Source organism: Faecalicatena orotica, from assembly GCF_905197545.1.
Taxonomy (GTDB): domain Bacteria; phylum Bacillota; class Clostridia; order Lachnospirales; family Lachnospiraceae; genus Faecalicatena_A; species Faecalicatena_A orotica.
The window spans coordinates 69,810-91,021 of the sequence record NZ_CAJJZH010000009.1 but is presented as its reverse complement, the minus strand read 5'-3'; the positions used below and the strand labels follow the sequence as shown (position 1 = coordinate 91,021).

Genomic DNA, 21,212 nt, shown 5'->3' with positions numbered 1-21,212 from the left:
TCGCTTTTAGGGGAATATTTCTACAGCCCCTATTATACATCATTATTATGGTGTACAGGCGTCTTTTACTTCCTGCGGTACCTGGATTTCCCCAACATTATCGAATCCCGTATAACCGAGCTGAATTGTAAAGTCATTCACATTCGTACTTTTACCGTATTCATCGTACAGGTCATTCATCACATCTGTCATATCCACGATTACTCTGGCCGGCAGTAGTTCCTCCTGATATACGTCTATCGTAACCGGAACTGCCAGATTTGCAATTGCATCTTCATCCGGGATTTCTACCAGACCAAATGCACCCATCATATCCAGCCCCATAAACTGCAGCAGTTCTTTTCCTGTTATATCCCCGTACATCTCATAGCATTCCTTTTCGCCTACCTCTACACTCTGCTCTGCCAGGCGGAATGAATTAATGGATGCGCCCGCCTCCTCGAAAAGATTGCCGTTAAACGTACTCTTCCCGGCGCTGCTGGCAGCTTCTCTGCTCCACTTATCATACATACTGCTGTATGTTACAAATTCATCGCCCTCATTTACCTGATATATCTCGATACCGCTGCCTACCTTATTTCCGCTGAAATTCACCTCTGCCGTCCCCTTCGCATGGCCAGCCTTCGGTTTTGCAGTATTTTCCATCGTCATGTCCATCGAAATCTTCATTGTATCCAGTACATCTTCCAGTTCTATATGCATACTCAGCGTATTAGTTATGGATTCCGCCCCTGCAAGATTCTTTGAAACCGATGACATTAATTTTTTAGGAGTCAGTTTTCCGCTGCATCCTGCTGTAAGAACTACACAGAAAATTAGCAGCAAAAGTACACTCCCTGTTTTTTTTGCAATTTTATTCATGAAATATCCTTCTTTTTTGTTCTGGGGCTGCTGTACACACGTCTTACTGACATCCGAGAAGATAGTCAATAAACTGCTGTGCCGTACGGCCTGAAAGGCCGCCGTGGGTCAGTTCCCATTTATTTGCCTCGAGGAGCAGCTGCTCCTCGGGCATTTTAATTCCATTCTGTTTTGCCAGTTCTTTTACAATCATCTGGAATTCTTTTTTGTCCGGAGAACCAAAATAGATTGTCACCCCGAATCTGGCTACCAATGACAGTTTCTCCTGAACTGTATCATTCGTATGCAATTCTTCGTCCCGGTCCGCCTTATCCTTGAATGTCTCGCGCACAAGATGCCTGCGGTTTGAAGTGGCATAGATCAGTACATTGTTCGGTTTCTTTTCCAGCCCGCCTTCGATGACAGCCTTTAAGTATTTATACTCAATCTCAAATTCCTCGAATGAGAGGTCATCCATATAAATAATAAACTTATAATTCCTGTTCTTGATCTGCGCGATCACATCATTCAGATCCTGGAACTGATGCTTATAGACCTCGATCATCCTCAGCCCCTGGTCATAATACTGATTCAGGACTGCCTTGATGGAAGACGACTTTCCTGTTCCTGCATCACCGTACAGAAGACAATTGTTTGCCCTCCTGCCCTCTACAAATGCCCGTGTATTATCGATCAGTTTCTTTTTTGCAATCTCGTATCCGACCAGATCATCCAGGTGCACATGTGCAATATTCGTAATCGGCACGATCTGTACGCCTTCCTCTTCCGGGTGTTCCACACGGAAGGCCTTATGCAGACCGAGCTTTCCCACGCCAAATTCCTTATAGAACTGGGTCAGTATATTTTTAAACATCCCCACGCTTCCGGCATTTCCAAGAGCTTTTGCAAGCCCGCAGATTCTGTCCCTGATGCGTTTATTGAAAACCTTGCTGCCTTCATTGATGCTCTGATAATCCAGCAGAACTGAGAAACATTTTACGTCCAGTATTTCCTCCAGCCTGCTGAAATCATAATCAAACAATTCTTTGAAAACCCCGAAGTCCTGAAGTGCAATATCGTTGATGCTTCCATCCACCGGGCCTACGATCTCACAGGATGTACTGTATGCATTCTCATCGCTTGCCAGAAGAAATGTCAGATACGTGTGCCACAGATTTCCTTCAAAACCGTGGCTCACTGACAGCTCCAGCAGCGCATTCACACATTCAAAGAGCAGGCTTCTTAAGTCTTCCCTGTTATAATATTCATTCTCATAATTCTCTATCAAAAATGTCATATCCAGAAGAAGTTCCCCATATTCCATATTTTTATAGAGCATTAATTCATTCGTACGCATATCTGTTCCTCTTTCCTGTCCGTTCCTGTTTTAATAATTCCCGAGTATCTTCAGATTTCTGGCTTCTTCCCGAAGGCCCCTGATTGCATTTTTCACCGCTGCATCCGCCATATTCCCTTCAAAATCCACGAAAAAACGGTACTCCCAGTTTCTTCCCTCAATCGGGCGGGATTCGATCTTTGTCATGTTCAGGTCATTATATATGAAGTGAGACAGGATGTGGTACAGCGAACCACTCTCATGGGGCACCTCGAAGCAGATACTGATCTTTGACGCATCATGAAGGAAAATCTTCTGATTCGTTACAACGATAAACCTTGTGGAGTTATTCGGCACATCATTGATATTTTCTTCAAGTACAGACAATCCATGAACTTTAGCCGCATATGCACTGCACACAGCCGCCTGGGTGTAATCCTGGTCATCCAGGACCTTCTTGGCCGCGATAGACGTATTAGCCACACTGATTTGCTGCCAGTTACCGTGTTCATTCAGAAAACGTGATGCCTGCAGAAGTGCTACTCCTTTTGAATACACCCGCTGGATATCATCCAGTTTCGTTCCCGGCAGGCCGGCAAGTGTATGTGTAATAGGGATCACTGTTTCACCTACTATGTAATTTTCAAACTCTACAAGATGATCGTACATCTCATCGACAGCACCTGCTGACGAATTCTCAATCGGAAGAACCGCATAATCGGCAGACCCTTCCTCAATCGCTTCCATCGCATCCCGGAATGTACGCACATGGAAACTGTTGCAGTTCTCACCGAAATAATGCTGCATGGCAGCCTGGCTGTAAGCGCCTTCCACCCCCGGGAATACCACCCTGGCATTTGATTTGTCCAGTGAATCCACCTCAATAAATGGAAGGCGTCCGAGTGCGCCGGCCTCAACCAGCTGCTGGTACTGCAGCTTTCTGCTCATGGACATAAGCTGTTCATACAGTTCCTGAATTCCCTTCTTGTTAAAATCCCCGGATACCTTTGCAGATACTGCCTCCAGCTTTTCCCGCTCTCTTTGCCGGTCAAACACTTTTCTGCCTGTATTTACCTTCAGTTCCCCGACTTCCCTGCATACCTGCATCCTGCTTTCATACAGATTTACAAGCTGGTCATCGATCTCATCCAACTGCATTCTCAGTTCTTCCAATGTAGCCATTTTTATTTCTCCTTTGCACAAACTAAGAAATATTATAATACATTTAACTGTATAATCCAACCATTTTTTCCGTTCAGGCTGTTTTTTAACATAAACTGCGTATAAAATTCCCCTGTCCTAAACATACTTCTTACCATGAAGAACAAATTTATTATATGCGGCACCGTGGGCTGGTGCATGGAGATTATATTCACAGCCCTGCATTCCTTTAAACGAAAAGAATTCACTCTGGTCGGACGGACTTCCATCTGGATGTTCCCGATTTATGGGGCAGCTTGTCTGCTGACCCCGGTCTGCCGTCTCCTGAAAGGGAAGAGCCCGTTTTTGCGCGGCAGTGTGTATACCTGCTGTATCTTTGCCGGTGAGTTCCTCTCAGGCAGCTTTTTGAAAAAGCATCACGCGTGTCCCTGGGACTACAGCAAGTCCAAATATAATCTGAAAGGACTCATAAGATTCGATTATGCCCCCTTATGGTTCGGTGCAGGACTGCTGTTTGAAAAAATCCTGCGTTAACCAGATATGCCTCTAAAAAAACTCATAAATTTCTTGTTGAAAATCACCCTGTTTTAGTATATGATTAGTTGAAGAGAATTTCAGGTTACTGTGTTCGCCCATAGGACGTGCACAGTAACACAATTTCAGACAGGGAGGTATACAAATGAACGTGATTGATTGCATCAAAACCCGGAGAAGTATCCGTAAATACAAGCCGGACCCGATTGACCATTCAATTATTAATTCAATTGTGGATGCAGCATCCTATTCTCCATCTTGGAAAAACACTCAGATTACCCGTTATATCGCAATCGAAGATTCTTCCCTTCTCGGAAAGATTGCCGATGAATTCACCCGTGAGCACAATGCGAATATTATCCGGCAGGCACCAATGCTGATCGCTGTCACCTTCATAAAGGGGCGGTGTGGTTTCGAGCGCGATGGTTCTTATTCGACGAAAAAGGGCGACAGATGGCAGATGTGTGATGTGGGGATTGCATGCCAGACGTTTTGCCTTGCCGCTAAAGAATATGGGCTCGGCACGGTAATCATGGGGATTTTTGATGAAGATGGTATCACAGAACTTCTAAACATACCAGAAGATCAGGAACTTGCTGCATTAATTGCAATTGGTTATCCGGAATCAGAGCCGGAACCGCCAAAACGCAAGTCGGCCCGGGAATTATTAGTGTACTATCCCAATAATCTCTAAAATGGCTGAAATACTGATAAGATTAATATGCCCTGGGGCATACGAGGAGGTTTTTTATGAGACATTTAATGAGTCCTCTGGATTTTTCCGTAGAGGAACTTGACGAACTTTTAACTCTTGCGCAGGATATAGAGGCACATCCTGACAAATATGCACATGCCTGTGACGGGAAAAAACTGGCTACTTTATTTTATGAGCCAAGTACCCGGACAAGATTGAGCCATGAGGCTGCCATGCTGAACCTGGGGGGAAGCATTATGGGATTTTCTTCCGCAGATTCCAGTTCTGCTGCCAAGGGAGAGAGCGTTTCTGATACGATCCGGACGATTTCCTGCTATGCAGATATCTGTGCCATGCGTCATCCGAAAGAAGGCGCACCGATGGTTGCCTGCCAGCATTCTTCCATCCCGGTCATCAATGCCGGTGACGGCGGGCATCAGCATCCAACCCAGACACTGACTGACCTGCTGACAATTTTAAACGTCAAAGGCCGTCTGAACAATATGACAATCGGCCTCTGCGGCGACCTGAAATTCGGGCGTACCGTACACTCACTGATTCATGCACTTGTGCGCTACACCGGCATCAAATTCGTCATGATTTCACCTGAAGAACTGAGACTTCCTGACTATATGCGCCATGATGTACTGGACAAACAGAACATTTCCTATAAAGAAGTCGTCCGTCTGGAAGATGCAATGCCTGAACTCGACATCCTGTATATGACAAGAGTCCAGAAAGAACGTTTCTTCAATGAAGAAGACTATGTGCGTATGAAAGACTTCTATATATTAGATAAGAAGAAAATGAAGCTTGCACCTGAGGATATGTATGTACTTCACCCACTTCCGAGGGTGAACGAGATATCCGTGGAAATAGACGATGACCCTCGTGCAGCATATTTTAAGCAGATGCAGTACGGAGTCTATGTCCGCATGGCACTGATCCTCACTCTGCTGGATATTCATGTAGACTAACATACACCCAGATTAGAAGAAAGAAGGAACATTATGTTGAAAAACACTTTGAACGTTGGCCGTATCTCCGAAGGTTTTGTACTCGACCACATCGAAGCCGGCAAAAGCATGGAAATTTATAAATACTTACATCTTGATAAATTAGACTGCTGCGTGGCAATCATAAAGAATGCAAAAAGCAGCAAAATGGGCAAGAAAGACATCATGAAAATAGAATGCCCGATCGATTTCATGGATTTAGACATTCTCGGTTTCATCGACCATAAAATAACAGTCAACATCGTCCAAAACGAAGAGATTGTAGAGAAAAAGCGCCTGACACTTCCAAAAGAAATTCGAAATGTCCTGCGCTGCAGAAATCCCCGCTGCATCACTTCCATTGAGCAGGGGCTGGAACATGTCTTTGTATTGACAGACGAAGAAAATCAGATATACCGTTGTAAATACTGTGAGGAAAAATATAACGATAATAAGTAGTACCAACATTGTGCATAGGGGTCTGACCCCTATGCACCTTCATTTTCAGAATATTTTACCAATTCATCTACACTGGCGGTTCTATCCGTATCTTTACCAGTTCATTTGCCCTGACTCTCAGATTATCCTTATACTGCCTGTTCTGATATTTTCGAATCTGTGTCCCTGTAATCCCCATCTGTCTGGCAACCTGTCGCGCTGTTGCACCATATGCGGACATTGTAACGCCACAGGTCGTCCGTATCTTCTCGGCACTGTAAGATGGTATTCCTGCCAGTCCCGTATATTTTTTCAGCATCCTGCTGATGAACATTTTATTTAATGGATCTCCTTTTCTATTGTAAAAAAGGAATTCGAAATCCTCTCTTTCTTCCAGAAACTGATTCAGTATTTGTACAACGTCCGCCGGAATGAAACAAAGTTCTTCCCTGCTTCTTATATGTGCGAATACACCATTGTCATAAGAGGCAAAATCGCCGGGTCTTAATTCCGAGATTTCTCTGGACGATAACCCGACTCTGTGGATGATGGTAATGATTGTATAAGCCATTTTGTCCTCCTGCGCCGCCCGGTATAAAGCATCCATATCTTCTACCGGGATACTGTGTACCAGCTTTTCCTGATGCCCTGCTTCCCTCAGCCAAGGGAAAAAACAGTCCTCGAACCCCGGCTGTACCCCGTACATCCCACTCCATTTTTCTGCAAAGGATGCAAAAGAATGTAATTCCCAGAACTTTTTTCCTAGCGTACTTCCGCTTATTTCACCGCATTCTTCTCTGTTCTTCAACCATTTGTAATATCTTTCCGCCTCCTTTGCACCACTGGCGAAAAAGGACTTTTTGCTGATTCGTTCAAATTCCGCTATCTCAGTCAGATAAGCTGCGGCTGTTCTCTCATTTCTGAAATGCTTTACAAATTCATCCCAAATCTCAAGTTTAACGACTCCGGTATCTTGTTTTTTCATATAGTCCTCCTCCCTCTTGTTCGTAAATCCGCGAAGCGGAACTATCTTGTTGTTACCAGTATAACTCCTACTGTAACATTTGTAAATAAAAAAAGTGTACAGGCTGCTTTGGATTTGCATTTCCCACAAATCCTGACCTGCCTGCACACTCTGACCTTACAAATGCTGCTATTTTTTTGGCTGACTGCCTTTCACAATTTCTTTCAGCCGCTCCAGCGGAACCGCCGGACTGTATAAATATCCCTGATATAGATTACATCCCAGAGACTCTAACTTTTCACGGATCTCTTCTGTCTCTACGTATTCTGCCATCACAACAAATCCAAGATTGGTTCCAAGAGATACAATTGATGCAATGATCTCCTGATTCCGCTCATTTTCCAGAAGCCCCTGTACCAGTCTTCCATCCAGTTTTACAGCGTAAAAACTGGATGTCTGTAGATACATAAGGCTGGTCCTGCCCATGCTGAAATCATCGACTGCTGCCAGAATCCCTGCCGACTTCAGCCTGCTGATATGGTGCGGAATCTCTTCCATCCGGTCAACCGCTGACTCTTCTGTCACCTCGAGGCAATAATGCCCCGATACTCCATATGTTTCCGCCATACGGATAACACGATTGATAAACTGTTCTGAATCCATCTGGTCAGCCGATATGTTTGCCGATATCGTCAATGCACTGCCCTCTCTTAAAAGTTCACTACATGCTTTCATGGATGTTTTTACCACAACCTGTGTCAGCCGGTCAAAGAAACCATCCTCCTTCGCCAGAGCCACTACCAGAGGAGGATAAACCGGGTAGTCCATATATCTCCATCTAAGCAGACTCTCTGCACCTGTCAGACCATGCTCTTTATGATATTGCGGCTGATACCCCATCGTCAGCCGCTCCTGTTCGACATCGATCCGAAGCTGCTCTGCCATATTCCGAGCCAGCAGTCCTTTGCTGTCATGCTGTTCCATAAGATGGACGTCCCGCCCCTCCTGCTGCACCAGTTTAAAATAAGCAGTCAGCTCATTTAAAAGCATCTTTGCCTGTTGTTCTTTTACTTTCTGTGCAAGGCATACAAAGGGGGCATAAACCCCTGTCCCTGCTGCCAGAATCACCAGCTGCACGGCCACGCCCCTCCATGAACCGGAGGATAAATACCCACTAAATAAAACAGGTGTCGTCCATGTCACAGTCCTTCCCAGTATCGGCAGAAATCCCATTGTGGCAAAACCATACGCGATGAGGAGGGAAATTACCGGGGTCAGAATAAATGGAATGATCAGAACCGGATTCAGCACAACGGGAAGTCCGTACACAAGGATCTCATTAATGTTGAACAAAACCGCACCGGATGCGGAGTAAGCCAGCTGCCGGTTATCCTTTCCTTTGGAAAAGATGAGCAGCGCCGCCAGGAGGCAGATTGCCGCCCCGCAGCCCCCTATCAATGCATAGCTGTCCAAAAAGGATTTGGATATAATCACTCCCGCTGCATTGTCATTCGGGACCAGATACGTCTGTGCCACCTGCTCCAGCGCATTGCCCCCGTGTATACCGAATATCCACAGAATATCCAGTACAACAACATACAGGATTCCGGCGCCTAACCCATCATTGATATTGTGGAACAAAAATACTATGCCATCTGTCACAAGATCGTTTAAGTTATCTACTTTAAAGACTGTCTGGATAGTCAGATTCATTCCGATAAAAATAAGCGCACACAGAAGAAGGGGATAAATTGCAGAAAGTGAATTTCTATAATCCACGTCCGCCCCTCTGGATCGGAATCTGTGTGCTGCTGAGATCTTTCCATAAAAAAAGTAGAACAGCTTAGTCGCAGCCACGGAAGAAAACATCGCTGTAAATACCCCGACAGGACCTAAGTCACTTAGTTCCATAGAACCACCAGCCGCTCCAAAAGAAGCCGCAAAGCAAACCACAGATACTACCATAGCCATCACCTGAAGAAACCCATCACGTTCCTTCATTTCAGAGGAATAATAATAACTGATGCTGACCACAAGATATATAGACATGAAACCAACCGTTGAATCAAAGAGAAAGTGCAGGGATGTCGATAAGACTCCCCCCGCCCATTCTGCAATAAATTTCTGAAACACAGGAATTGGGAAATTAAGGAATAAAAGCGCAAAAGAACCCACGAGAAGAACAGGGATTAAAAGTGTAAATCCCTTCTTCACTGCTGAAAACACATGGTTATTCTCTATTTTATAGATTGCACGAAGTATTCTGCTGTACATAGTTCGCCTGTATCTTTCCCACTCTTGTCAATTCGTTCCTGTGTTAAATATTCTCTGCAATTTTATAGATAAGCCGGCGCGTATCCTCCCATCCGAGACACGGGTCTGTAATAGACTTTCCATATACCCGTTCACTGTCGATGCTCTGGCATCCTTCTTCCAGATAGCTCTCTATCATTACGCCCTTGATAAGCTTCTTCAGATCCGGATTATAGTTCCTGCTGTGGAGTACCTCGCTCACAATCCTGATCTGCTCTTTGTACTGCTTGTTAGAATTTGAATGATTGGCATCAATCACTGCCGCCGGATTCTTCAGGCCTTTCTGTCCATACATTTCCAGAAGGCGCATCAAATCCTCATAATGATAGTTCGGTATACAGGTACCATATTTATCCACACCGCCACGCAGGATGACATGTGCCAAATCATTTCCGTCCGTTGTCACATCCATCTCCCTGTAGATAAACGTATGGGAACTCTGTGCTGCAACGACGGAGTTCAGCATCACGGAAAAATCACCGCTGGTCGGATTCTTCATGCCGATCGGGATATCCATGCCGCTAGCCGTCAGGCGGTGCTGCTGGTTCTCAACAGAACGGGCCCCGATCGCCTCATAAGAAAGGATGTCATCCAGATAACTCCTGTTCTCAGGATACAGCATCTCATCCGCTGCCGTCAGGCCGCTTTGCTGGATCGCACGGATGTGCATCTTCCTGATGGCTATAATTCCTGCCAGAAGGTCCGGCGCCTGATCAGGCTCCGGCTGATGCAGCATCCCTTTATATCCCTCTCCGGTTGTACGGGGCTTATTCGTATAGATACGCGGAATAATCATCAGTTTATCAGAGACTTCCTCATTGACTCTGGCCAGTCTGTCCACATACTCGCATACGGCATCCTCGTTGTCTGCCGAACAGGGACCTACCAGTACGATAAATTTATCAGACTCCCCGGTAAAAATATCCCGGATTTCCCGGTCTCTTCTCTTCTTAAGTTTCTTTACTGTATCTGACAGCGGGTATTCCGCCTTTAAATCTGCCGGCAGGGGCAGCTGTGCATTGATTCTCATTCCCATTTTTTCATCAGCCTTTCCGTATCTGCTATTATTATAAAGTTTTCCTTTATCGTACAAAAAATGATGCTGCAAAGTCAACTGCGGCACCATACATATTCTTCTCTCAATTCACCTGGTTAAGCAAGACGATAAGCCGGGTTATGTCATTGGACAATCATCTATCTAGGCCTGATGTCGCCATCAGGCTCAAGCGACCTACCTAAAGCGTGACGGGCCGCCACACCGCTTTTATTCGGTCTTGCTTCGGATGGGGTTTACATGTGCCCTCTCTGTTACCAGCGAGGCGGTAGTCTCTTACACTGCCTTTCCACCCTTACCGGAAATCATATCTGGCACTGGGTCAGATATGTCCTCCCGGCGGTTTATTTCTGTTGCACTGGCCTTGGAGTCACCTCCACCGGACGTTATCCGGCATCCTGCCCTGTGAAGCCCGGACTTTCCTCGTCTGCGGCCTTTCGGCGCATGCAGCCGCGATTGTCTGTCTTACTTAACTCAGATGTACATTATACTATGTATTCACTCATCTGGCAAGCCCTTCATCAACAATCAGTCCGCTGCCGTCAGCCGCCGTTGTCGCAAGTTCATCACACCGCTCATTCTGGAGATGCCCGTCATGTCCCTTTACCCAGTGGAACACAACATTGTGCTTCTCCTTTGCCGCAAGCAGGCGCTTCCAGAGGTCCACATTCTTCACCGGTTCATTCTTGCCGCGCTTCCATCCTTTTTTCAGCCATCCATCCACCCAGTGCTGGTTAAATGCATCCACTACATACTTCGAATCGGAATACACCTCGACATCACAGGACCGGTTCAGTGCCTCCAGGCCGGCAATCACAGCCATCAGTTCCATCCGGTTATTCGTCGTCTTCACATACCCCTGTGACAATTCCTTCGTGTGAAGTGTCCCCTTCTGGTCCACATATTCGAGCACAGAACCGTATCCTCCCGGCCCGTCCGGATTTCCTCTCGCCGCGCCGTCTGTATATAACTTTACCTGCATCACTTTCCAACTCTCCAATCTGCTAATCCATCATTTCTTTCACGCTGTCGGCAAAAGATTTTTCTTCCCTCTTCTCCAGTTCAAACGTCTGTCCTTCTTTTGTAATCCTGTATATCTTATCTACATACTCTTCTGCACTTTTTTCGAGTACAATCCGGTCAAATATACCATAATTATCCCAGAAATGCATGGGGAATACTGCCTGTGTATCCGTCCGTTTCATGAAACAGTCCAGTCCCCAGAAATACTGTTCCCCCAGTCTGGGGTCAACAGGGACAAATGCCACATCGATTTTCACGCCGTGCAGTTTATTAATCTCATACTGGTAATTCCTGCGCATCATCGTATTGTAGGCTTTCCCCTCTTCTTCCCAGTGCCACCAGTTCAGGTCGCCTGCATGGTAAACAGTACAGTCCCCGCACTCGGCCAGAAACGCAACTCCCTCGTCCGTGGAGCGCAGTGTGCGCACCTTCAGACTGCCGATTATGTGTTCTTCATTCGGACCGGCCAGGAGGGTATCCTCTGTCTTCGGGGCATCTACATCATTCGATAAAATATAGTAAATCTCCGGAATATATTCCCTGAGTTTAAAAATATCCTTTCTGAAATGGTCGTAATGGGCATGGCTGACGAAGACAAAAAACGGTTTTCCCGCCTTTATCTCCGGCAGTTCTCCTTTGTAATAATCAAATAATAAATATGCCTGTTCGAGCTCCACGAGGAACCCGCTGTGGCTTAAATATGTGACTCTTATCATAAACTTAATATCTCCACAACCTGTACTAATTCCGGCAGGATATATTCCAGACTTTCCTTCGCAGCCTTCGCGCTGTCCGGCAGATTCACTATCAGCGTATTCTTCCTGATTCCCGCGGCCGAGCGGTTCAGGATCGCCTTCTTTGTATAGCGGATATTATAGGCACGGATCGCCTCCGGAATGCCCGGAAGAAGCCGGTCGGATATCTCCTCCACAACATCCGGTGCACAGTCCCGCCTGCGGATTCCCGTAGCTCCTGTTGTCAGGATCAGATCTACGCTCTGTGTGTCCGCCAGTCTCTTCATAACCGCCGCCAGTACTTTTTTATCTTCGGGCAGGACTCCTGCCGCCTTTACTTCAAAACCAACCTGTCCGAGTATCCTCTTCAGTGCACTTGCTGCCGCACTCTCTTTTTTTGCCTTATATAAGCCTGAATCTATTGTAAAAATTGCTGCCTTCATCTATTGTACCCCTTTCTAATTATAAACTCACTGTATCTTGTCATTTCATCCCATATCCGGAATCCGCTTTCCCCTCAGAATGTGTTCCCGGACAATCCTTTATTTACCCTAAAATGCGCCGGGCTGACTCATTCGCCCTTGCAAATATTTCCTCCTTTGATGAACCCAGATTGTATTCCCCGTCCTGATAAAGGACCTTTCCTGCAACCATCGTCATCTTTACATTCTGCTTGCTTCCACTGTAAACAAGATTCTTCTCAATATTCTGCAGAGGCTGCATATTAGGCTGCTGCAGATCGATTAATATCATATCTGCCTTCCTGCCCTCTGCCAGAATATCACATTCCGGCAGCCCCATTGCATGTGCCCCGTTCACAACCGCCATTTTCAGGACCTCCATTGCAGGCACTGCCTCCGGGTCATCACATATGGCTTTCTGGAGACCTGTCGTCAAAAACATCTCCCGGAACATATCCAGACAATTGTTGCTTGCAGGTCCGTCCGTTCCGATAGCCACCGGAATTCCCATATCCAGATAACGTTTTACCGGTGCAATGCCGCTGGCAAGCTTCAGATTCGAAGCCGGATTCGTCACAACATAAAGGTTTCTCTGCTTTAGAATGTCAAAATCCGCATCATCCATATGCACACCGTGGAATATACCGCCTCCCTGACGGAAAAGACCAAGCGAATCCATATAACCTACCGGAGTCATACCTGTCCGTCTCCTGCAGTCTTCCACCTCTTTTTTTGTCTCTGAACAATGCACATAAACCGGAATCCCGTATTTTTCTGAGAGCCCCGCAAGTTCCTCCATAAGAGGCCTTCCGGTTGTATATTCTGCGTGGAAGCCGAGCTGGTAAGAGATCAGCCTGTCCGGGTCCTGATTATATCTTTTATAGTCGTCTTCCACTTCGCGGACCGTCCCTCCAAAGTCATTGATACTCTCACAGATTACCATGCGGTATCCTGTATCTTCCACAGTCCTGAGTGTTGCCGGCTTACTCAGGTACATATCGAACACGGATGTGATTCCGCTTGTCAGATATTCCATGATCGCAAGCTTATTCAGCCAGTAGATGTCCTCTTCACAAAGCTTTGCCTCCGCCGGGAACACCCTGTTATTCAGCCACTCATCCAGTTTCATATCATCGGCATGGGAACGAAGGAACGTCATCGCCGAGTGCGTATGTGCATTCTTAAAACCCGGCATAAGCAGATTCCCCTGACCGTCAATCTCCCTGTCCCATTTCTCCTTAGCATCCAATACAGACGGGCCCACATAAGCAATCGTATCACCCTTTACCCAAACCTCGCCCCGGAAAATACTCTTACCTGCCTCCATTGTTAAAATTCTTACATTATATATTCTAGTATTCATGCAACTATCCTTTCCCAAAACCATGCAGATAGTAACCGCAGGCCTTCTACATCTTTTCAATAATGCACGTTACAAGACGTTCAAATTCCTCTGACCGCCTGTCCGCAACTGCCTGCACATCCAGATGGCTTAACTCTTCCCCCGTGATACCGCACGCCATATTCGATATACAGGATATCCCGCACACCCTCACCCCGGCATGGCGGGCAGCGATTGCTTCACAAGCCGTACTCATGCCTACTGCGTCCGCCCCGATTGCCGCAAACATACGGATCTCCGCGGGACTCTCAAAATTCGGCCCGGTCGTCTGGACATAAACACCCTCCTGGATCTGGATCTGTTCTTCCTGTGCCACATTCCGTATCAGCCCCATCAGTTCCACATCATAAATATGCGTCATATCCGGGAAACGGGTTCCAAGTTCAGACACATTCTCACCAATCAGTGGAGAGGGGACAAAACTGGATATCTGATCTGTGATCATCATAAAATCACCCTCGTGGAAATTCCGGTTGATCCCGCCCGAGGCATTCGTCAGGAACAGCTTCTCAATCCCCATCATCTTCATAAGCCTCACCGGAAGCACAACGTCTTCGATAGAATACCCTTCATAATAATGGACACGTCCCTTCATGACAGCAACCGGCACCATACCAATATATCCCAGCAGAAAACGCCCGTCATGCCCTTCAACCGTAGACACAGGGAACCCCGGAATATCACCATACGGGATTTCACATACCACCTTCATATTTCTAGCATAATTTCCAAGTCCCGAACCAAGAATCAACCCCACACGAGGGGAAAAATCCGTCACAGACTGATAATATTCATAACATTTCACCAGCTTCTCATACTGCCTGCTCATCGTACCCTCCTATTTTATTTCCTTAAATTATAGATATACATCTGGGAATTATTATAACACAAATAAGAAGCCCATGAAACACCGAACTTTCCTATCAAACTATCCACCTGCACTTTCTCCTTGCCGGATGGCGCACGGATGCACCAGCCGATGACAGGACGTGTCCCAAAGCCGGCGGCACAGCGCCTGCTGGTGAAAAATCCGTAAAGTAAGCAGTAGAAGATGTTGACGAAAAAGGTGGGCATATCCCTCTCTTTTCCCACCTTTTTCGTCTACAGCTTCTAAGCGAAACGCCCCGGACTTTAAGCCAGCAGGCGCTGTGCCGCCGGCTTTGGGACACGTCCTGCCATCGGCGTCCTGTATCCAGCATCCTTAAATAATGATGCAGACCAGCCCCCCGTTGCTGTCGTTTACGATTTTCTGCATGGTATCCTGCAGTTTTACCTGGCTCTCATCGTTAATCATTGTAATCTTATTTCGCATTCCGTCCATGACCAGTTCTTCAATGGATTTACCGAATATATTCGTTCCCCAGACCCCTTCGGGCGTCTCACTCTCGGCCTTGATGTATTCTACCAGATCCTGTGCCTGTTTCTCATTGCCGACGATCGGTGCGATCTCGGTCTCTATATTGGCACGTATCATATGGATCGAAGGCGCCTCCGAGTGAATCTTGACTCCGTACTTATTTCCCTGCTTGATGATCTGCGGTTCATCCAGCATGATTTCTTCCTTCTTCGGACTTACGACACCGTATCCTTTCATCTTCACATCTGCGAAAGCATCCTTGATCTGGGTATACTCCTCTTTCATGGCCGCAAGTTCCTTCATAGCCGTGATTAGTTCGTATTCTCCTTTGATGTCCGTCCCGGTCAATTCACTTAAGATTTCATAGTAGTACTGTTCTGCGAACGCGATCCGTATCTTTACTTTCCCGGTGTCCATCTCGATTTTGTCCACGTTCACTTTTTCTATGTATGGACTGTCTGTCTGCGGAGCCTCTCCTGACGCACTCCGGATATCTTTGAGTGAAGCCATGATATCCTTTACGTTCTGGAGCAGGTCTGCCTTGATCCTGTGTTCTCTGGATAGCATTTCCACCCACTTTGGAATATAGAATTCCACCTCTGATATCGGGAATTCAAATAACACCTGTCTCATAATGTTATGGATATCTTCTGTCCTAAGCTGTTCACAGTTGACCGGGAGGACAGATACTTTATATTTTTCCTCCAGTTCCTCCTTGAGTGATTTTGCTTCATCTGTGTAAGGTTTTTTCGTGTTTAGAAGGACAATGAACGGTTTACCGATAGACTGGAGCTCCTTGATTGTCTTTTCTTCCGCTGCTATGTAATTTTCTCTCGGAAGGTCACCAATGCTTCCGTCTGTGGTCACGACGATCCCGATTGTCGCATGGTCGTGGATGACCTTCTGTGTCCCGATCGCGGCTGCCTTTGTAAATGGTATTTCATACTCAAACCAGGGCGTTTTTACCTGTCGCTCTGCATCGTTTTCTATATGCCCGGACGCGCCGTCAACCATGTATCCCACACAGTCTATCAGGCGTATCTTTACTTCTGCATCATCGGACAGCTTGATCGTGGCTGCCTCCTTCGGCACAAACTTCGGTTCTGTTGTCATGATCGTTGTACCGGATGCGGACTGGGGAAGTTCATCCTTTGTTCTTTCTCTTGCATGTTCGTCTGCCATATTCGGAAGCACCAGCAGGTCCATAAATCTCTTAATAAAGGTTGACTTGCCTGTCCGAACAGGACCAACGACTCCGATATACATTTCTCCGTTTGTTCTTGCTTTCATGTCTTTGTATAACTGAAATGAATCCATAGAAATACCCCCTTGTTCTGCTGATACCAATGTATGCACAGAAAAGGGGGTTTATGAATCAATCCTGAAAAATATTTGACGGATGTCTCATTGCTTATACTTCATCCGGCCAGGGAAGGGACGAATGTTCACTCTTGAGTTCCCTGAGCATCAGCTGGTCTACCGCCTCTGCCGGGTTCTTGCCCGCGAAGAGGACTGCATTAACCTGATCGACGATCGGCATGGATACGTCGTATTTTCTTGCCAGCTTTGCCGCTGCCTTTGCCGAATAAACACCTTCTACGACCATCTTGACTTCTTCCATCGCTTCTTCCATTGTCCTTCCCTGTCCGATCAGATAACCGGCTTTCCGGTTACGGCTGTGGACGCTGGCACATGTAACAATCAGATCTCCGATTCCTGTCAAACCGGTGAAGGTTTCAATCTTGCCGCCCATCTTAACACCAAGCCTTGCTATCTCCGCAATCCCCCTGGTGATCAGGGCCGCCTTCGTATTATCACCGTATCCGAGGCCATCCGCGATTCCTGCTGCCAGGGCAATGACATTCTTCAAAGAACCGCCAAGCTCAATCCCTAAGATGTCCGGGCTCGTGTATACGCGGAATACACGGCTGATGAACATGGACTGCAGGTATTCTGCCGTCTTTCTCGTTTTCGCACCGATCACGCACGTCGTCGGAAGCTTTCTTCCCACTTCCTCGGCATGGCTCGGCCCGGAAAGAACTGCAACATCGGCCTGTGGGATCTCTTCTTCGATCTGCTGGGAGAGTGTCATCAGGGTAGTCTCTTCGATTCCCTTCGCCACATCCACAATAATCTGCCCCTCTTTTATATAAGGACTCATGCTCTTTGCCGTAGCCCTCGTAAATGGAGATGGCACCGCAAGTACAAGAAAATCCCTGCCTGTTACTGCTTCCTCAAGATCATTTGTAATCATCAGGTCCTCCGGCAGTCTGACTCCCGGCAGTTTTGTCTCATGCTCTCTTTTCAGCGTGAGCATCTCCACTTCAGCCTTATCAATAGACCATACTGTCACCTGGTGTCCATTCTCATACAGCAGGACGGAAAGTGCTGTTCCCCAGCTTCCGGCTCCTAACACACCTACATTTGCCATAATTTCTTCTCCTTTACACATGAATCTGTTTTATTACTCCACTTTTACTACTTCTTTTTTCCTGATCCGAACCGGTTCTCTTCTCCTGCAAGCAGGCGCTTAATATTCTCCTTGTGGCGGTACCATGCCAGAATCGTGAGAAGCAGGACTAATATGTACATTTCATAAAGATACGGAGCTGCCATTTTAAAAATCCCATACTGTCCAAAGGTCGCTACCTCTATAAAAAACAGCGTAGATGCAAGGAGTGACCCGAGGGATACATATCTCGAAAATATAACCGCGATTAAAAATGCAGCCAGCGGAATCGGGACCATAGCCGGATTCGTTGATACGACCAGGCCGGCAAGAACGGCAATTCCTTTTCCTCCCTTGAACTTCAGGTAAAACGGGAAATTATGTCCCAGCGTTGCGCCCATACCGGCATACATGGCAAGGAGCGGCAGATATTCACTGCCGCGGTACAGATAACGTACAAGAAAAATTGCCAGAACGCACTTCAATACATCCCCTGCAAATGTCATGAGGCCGGCTTTCCATCCCATGACACGCACTGCATTTGTCGAACCGGCATTGCCGCTTCCTTCTTTCCGGATATCGATATGATTCAGTTTCCCTACGAGGTAACCTGTCTGCAGAAGACCGAAGACATAACCGATTACAAGGCAGACTAAACGTTCCATAACTATTGCTCCTTTTCCTTTCTTTCCCTGATAAAGAACTTCAGTGATGTTCCTCTGAAACCGAACGCCTCTCTGATCTTATTTTCCAGATATCTGGTGTATGAGAAATGCATCAGCTCTTTGTCGTTCACAAAGATGACGAAGGTCGGCGGCTTCACGGAAACCTGCGTAATATAATACAGCTTCAGCCTCTTTCCCTTGTCAGACGGCGGCTGCTGCATCGCAACTGCCTCGGTCATGATCTCATTGAGGACTCCTGTTGCAACACGCAGTGTCTGGTTTTCAATGACCATATCAATCACATCGTAAAGCTTCGTCAGCCTCTGCCCTGTCTTTGCGGACACGAACATTACCTCGGCATAAGAAAGATAAGACAGGACCTGTCTGATCTTTAACTCGTACTCCCTCGTTGTTTTGTCATTTTTCTCTATGGCATCCCATTTATTGACGACAATAATGATTCCTTTTCCACGTTCATGCGCGATTCCGGCAATCTTTGCATCCTGCTCCGTCACGCCCTCCTCGGCATCAATCACCATAAGCACGACATCTGCACGTTCAACCGCCGTTACCGTCCGTATAATACTGTAACGCTCGAGTTCCTCTTTGATCTTATTCTTTCTGCGCAGGCCAGCCGTATCAATGAAAATATATTCCTTTCCATTGTGTACAATGTCTGTATCAATGGCATCCCTCGTAGTTCCTGCGATGTCAGAGACAATCACCCTGTTTTCGCCCAAGAGCTTATTAATAATAGAAGACTTTCCGACATTCGGTTTCCCGACGATTGCAATCCTCGGTCTGTCGTCTTCCTCCTCTTCTCCTGCCCCCTCTGGGAAATATGCTGCCACTGCATCCAGCATGTCCCCGAGCCCGAGCCGTGATGATGCGGAAACCGGAACCGGGTCCCCGATTCCCAAGTTATAAAACTCGTATACATCCGGCATAAACTTATTGAAGCTGTCTACCTTATTTACGACAAGTACAACCGGCTTTCCTGACCTCCTCAGCATATCTGCCACTTTAGAGTCAGAATCTACCAGCCCCTGTCTTACATCTGTAATAAAAATAATAACATCCGCCGTGTCAATGGCAATCTGCGCCTGTTCCCTCATCTGTGCAAGGATAATGTCTTTACTGTCCGGTTCGATACCACCTGTGTCAATCAGGGTGAACTCTCTGTCCAGCCAGCTGACATCCGCATAAATACGGTCCCTTGTCACTCCCGGTGTATCTTTGACAATTGAAATCATCTCTCCTGCCAGAGCATTGAATAGTGTAGATTTTCCAACATTCGGCCTTCCTACAATCGCTACTACTGGTTTACTCATATTATATAACTACCTTTCTTAATCTGTATGCGGGCCCAATACAGCATTTATGAAATCCTGCCCGCTTGATTTTACAATATCTACCGGAACTTGTAAAGCATTCTCCACATCCTGGACCGTAAAATCATCCAAAAACACTTCTTCCCCGATGCGGAGCATGTTGCAGGGAAGCAAAAGTGCCGCCCCCAGTTCCTTCCCTTTCAGCTGTTCCGTCAGGTCCTGTCCGGTGATCAGTCCGGAAACTGTGATGCGCTCCCCGAAGAAATGATTCTCGATCGGATAGAGACGGACGAGGACATTTGGGAACTTCTCTCTTAGTCTTCCCAGCATCCGCTTTAAATATGGGTATGCAAGCCGGCCGGTTGCAAGTGATATCTCTCTTTTTCGCAAATCTCCTTCAAGCGCCTTTAATCCTTCTTCAAATTCATCGAATAAGAGACGCAGCATTCCCACGCCGTTCTCCAGCTGCAAATAGCCGTCATAGCGTTGCTCCTCCGGGAGTTCCTCTTCGGCCAGAATATACCATTCGTCTCCCGCATGGATAAAATGGATTCCATATTCCTCATAGACTTTATCCTGCCACGCATGGATCGTTTTTAAAACTTCCCTTGCGTCCTCTTTTGTAAAAGGCTCCAAAGGATACAGGCCATCCCTGTACTTTGTCAGTCCTACCGGAACGACAGATACGCTCCGTAAAAACGGCAGGTAGCCTGTCAGGTCACGGATGCTTCTCTCCAGCTCATCCTTGTCATTCACGCCCTTACAGAGCACGATCTGCCCATTCATCTGGATTCCGCCCTGATACAGGATGTCCACCTTTTTCAGTGCATCTCCTGCAAACCTGTTATGGAGCATCCTGCACCTGAGTTCCGGGTTCGTCGTCTGGAATGATATATTAATCGGCTCCAGATGGTATCTTACGATCCTTTCTACGTCTTCCTCACTCATATTGGTCAGTGTAATATAGTTTCCCTGCAGGAAAGAAAGCCTTGAATCATCATCCTTAAAGTACAAGGTATCACGCATTCCTTCCGGCATCTGGTCTATAAAGCAGAACATGCACTTGTTCCTGCAGGAACGGTACTCATCCATCAGACTCTGCTCAAACTGAAGTCCCAGACTTTCATCCTCATCCTTTTCAATCTCCAGCTCCCACTGTTCTCCATCGGGTTTCTCTATTAACAATAGAACTTCTTCCGCTTCCATATAGTAATAATAATCAAATACGTCCGAAATTTCATTGCCGTTGATGCCCAGAAGCTTGTCCCCGGGCCCGATCCCCATTTCTTCACCGATGCTCCCCGGTTCTACCTGGCTTACAACGTGTACATGTTTCATATATTTCTTAACTCCTTATTTTCCTGCTGTATCATATTTACTGTTATGCGCACAGTAACCTTATTATATCATAAAACCCTCCCCTGCGAAAGCCATGCTTGAATTTCATTCAAAAAAATGATA

General features: G+C 46.6%; 20 protein-coding genes and 1 other RNA gene. 4 read left to right on the top strand and 17 right to left on the bottom strand.

The window, feature by feature from the left end; all coding sequences use genetic code 11:
- Nucleotides 1-45 precede the first annotated feature (45 nt).
- The 3 genes from ABIN22_RS18075 to pheA are packed head-to-tail and all read right to left on the bottom strand — an operon-like array spanning nucleotide 46 to nucleotide 3,358.
- A complete protein-coding gene (locus ABIN22_RS18075; RefSeq protein ID WP_109729207.1) occupies nucleotides 46-861 on the bottom strand; it encodes a DUF6612 family protein in 816 nt (271 codons plus the stop codon).
- A 43-nt stretch (nucleotides 862-904) separates the two neighbouring features.
- On the bottom strand, nucleotides 905-2,197 hold the full coding sequence (locus tag ABIN22_RS18070; RefSeq protein ID WP_118618583.1) for an ATP-binding protein: 1,293 nt from the start codon (nucleotides 2,195-2,197) through the stop codon (nucleotides 905-907).
- A 30-nt stretch (nucleotides 2,198-2,227) separates the two neighbouring features.
- Nucleotides 2,228-3,358 (bottom strand): prephenate dehydratase, encoded by a 1,131-nt coding sequence (gene pheA, locus ABIN22_RS18065; protein ID WP_118618581.1) that lies wholly within the window; start codon nucleotides 3,356-3,358, stop codon nucleotides 2,228-2,230.
- 135 nt (nucleotides 3,359-3,493) lie between these two features.
- On the opposite strand from pheA, the gene ABIN22_RS18060 reads away from it, so the two are divergent.
- The 4 genes from ABIN22_RS18060 to ABIN22_RS18045 all read left to right on the top strand — a co-directional run bounded on the left by ABIN22_RS18060 (nucleotide 3,494) and on the right by ABIN22_RS18045 (nucleotide 6,019).
- Complete coding sequence (locus ABIN22_RS18060) at nucleotides 3,494-3,871, top strand: putative ABC transporter permease (protein ID WP_109729204.1); 378 nt, start codon at nucleotides 3,494-3,496, stop codon at nucleotides 3,869-3,871.
- A 145-nt stretch (nucleotides 3,872-4,016) separates the two neighbouring features.
- Nucleotides 4,017-4,565: a nitroreductase family protein gene (locus tag ABIN22_RS18055; RefSeq protein WP_109729203.1), complete on the top strand. Its 549-nt coding sequence runs from the start codon at nucleotides 4,017-4,019 to the stop codon at nucleotides 4,563-4,565.
- Between the two features lie 56 nt (nucleotides 4,566-4,621).
- The gene (gene pyrB, locus ABIN22_RS18050) at nucleotides 4,622-5,542 is read left to right on the top strand and encodes an aspartate carbamoyltransferase (protein ID WP_109729202.1); all 921 of its coding nucleotides are present in this window, start codon (nucleotides 4,622-4,624) and stop codon (nucleotides 5,540-5,542) included.
- Between the two features lie 33 nt (nucleotides 5,543-5,575).
- Complete coding sequence (locus ABIN22_RS18045; RefSeq protein ID WP_109729201.1) at nucleotides 5,576-6,019, top strand: aspartate carbamoyltransferase regulatory subunit; 444 nt, start codon at nucleotides 5,576-5,578, stop codon at nucleotides 6,017-6,019.
- 67 nt (nucleotides 6,020-6,086) lie between these two features.
- On the opposite strand, the gene ABIN22_RS18040 is transcribed toward ABIN22_RS18045, so the two are convergent.
- From ABIN22_RS18040 to ABIN22_RS17975, 14 genes are all read right to left on the bottom strand, one after another.
- Entirely contained in the window at nucleotides 6,087-6,983 is an 897-nt protein-coding gene (locus ABIN22_RS18040; protein ID WP_346910333.1) for a tyrosine-type recombinase/integrase, read from the bottom strand.
- 168 nt (nucleotides 6,984-7,151) lie between these two features.
- The gene (locus ABIN22_RS18035; RefSeq protein WP_346910331.1) at nucleotides 7,152-9,236 is read right to left on the bottom strand and encodes an EAL domain-containing protein; all 2,085 of its coding nucleotides are present in this window, start codon (nucleotides 9,234-9,236) and stop codon (nucleotides 7,152-7,154) included.
- Between the two features lie 43 nt (nucleotides 9,237-9,279).
- A complete protein-coding gene (locus ABIN22_RS18030) occupies nucleotides 9,280-10,311 on the bottom strand; it encodes a 3-deoxy-7-phosphoheptulonate synthase (protein ID WP_118618902.1) in 1,032 nt (343 codons plus the stop codon).
- 113 nt (nucleotides 10,312-10,424) lie between these two features.
- An RNA gene (rnpB, locus tag ABIN22_RS18025) (RNase P RNA component class A) lies at nucleotides 10,425-10,801 on the bottom strand.
- Nucleotides 10,802-10,831: 30 nt separating this feature from the next.
- Complete coding sequence (gene rnhA, locus ABIN22_RS18020) at nucleotides 10,832-11,311, bottom strand: ribonuclease HI (protein ID WP_109729198.1); 480 nt, start codon at nucleotides 11,309-11,311, stop codon at nucleotides 10,832-10,834.
- A 22-nt stretch (nucleotides 11,312-11,333) separates the two neighbouring features.
- The gene (locus tag ABIN22_RS18015; protein WP_346910328.1) at nucleotides 11,334-12,068 is read right to left on the bottom strand and encodes an MBL fold metallo-hydrolase; all 735 of its coding nucleotides are present in this window, start codon (nucleotides 12,066-12,068) and stop codon (nucleotides 11,334-11,336) included.
- On the bottom strand, nucleotides 12,065-12,529 hold the full coding sequence (locus tag ABIN22_RS18010; protein ID WP_109729196.1) for a MogA/MoaB family molybdenum cofactor biosynthesis protein: 465 nt from the start codon (nucleotides 12,527-12,529) through the stop codon (nucleotides 12,065-12,067). The genes ABIN22_RS18015 and ABIN22_RS18010 overlap by 4 nt, the downstream gene beginning before the upstream one ends.
- A gap of 103 nt (nucleotides 12,530-12,632) precedes the next feature.
- Entirely contained in the window at nucleotides 12,633-13,910 is a 1,278-nt protein-coding gene (locus ABIN22_RS18005) for an amidohydrolase (protein ID WP_109729195.1), read from the bottom strand.
- 46 nt (nucleotides 13,911-13,956) lie between these two features.
- On the bottom strand, nucleotides 13,957-14,778 hold the full coding sequence (locus tag ABIN22_RS18000; protein WP_118618567.1) for a purine-nucleoside phosphorylase: 822 nt from the start codon (nucleotides 14,776-14,778) through the stop codon (nucleotides 13,957-13,959).
- A 372-nt stretch (nucleotides 14,779-15,150) separates the two neighbouring features.
- On the bottom strand, nucleotides 15,151-16,623 hold the full coding sequence (spoIVA, locus tag ABIN22_RS17995; protein WP_109729193.1) for a stage IV sporulation protein A: 1,473 nt from the start codon (nucleotides 16,621-16,623) through the stop codon (nucleotides 15,151-15,153).
- A 94-nt stretch (nucleotides 16,624-16,717) separates the two neighbouring features.
- A complete protein-coding gene (locus tag ABIN22_RS17990) occupies nucleotides 16,718-17,737 on the bottom strand; it encodes an NAD(P)H-dependent glycerol-3-phosphate dehydrogenase (RefSeq protein ID WP_109729192.1) in 1,020 nt (339 codons plus the stop codon).
- Nucleotides 17,738-17,784: 47 nt separating this feature from the next.
- Nucleotides 17,785-18,420 (bottom strand): glycerol-3-phosphate 1-O-acyltransferase PlsY, encoded by a 636-nt coding sequence (gene plsY / locus ABIN22_RS17985; protein ID WP_109729191.1) that lies wholly within the window; start codon nucleotides 18,418-18,420, stop codon nucleotides 17,785-17,787.
- A gap of 2 nt (nucleotides 18,421-18,422) precedes the next feature.
- Nucleotides 18,423-19,751 (bottom strand): ribosome biogenesis GTPase Der, encoded by a 1,329-nt coding sequence (gene der, locus ABIN22_RS17980; protein ID WP_346910324.1) that lies wholly within the window; start codon nucleotides 19,749-19,751, stop codon nucleotides 18,423-18,425.
- Nucleotides 19,752-19,769: 18 nt separating this feature from the next.
- Nucleotides 19,770-21,089, bottom strand: a complete 1,320-nt coding sequence (locus ABIN22_RS17975) for a DUF512 domain-containing protein (protein WP_346910322.1) — start codon at nucleotides 21,087-21,089, stop codon at nucleotides 19,770-19,772.
- Nucleotides 21,090-21,212: the final 123 nt, after the last annotated feature.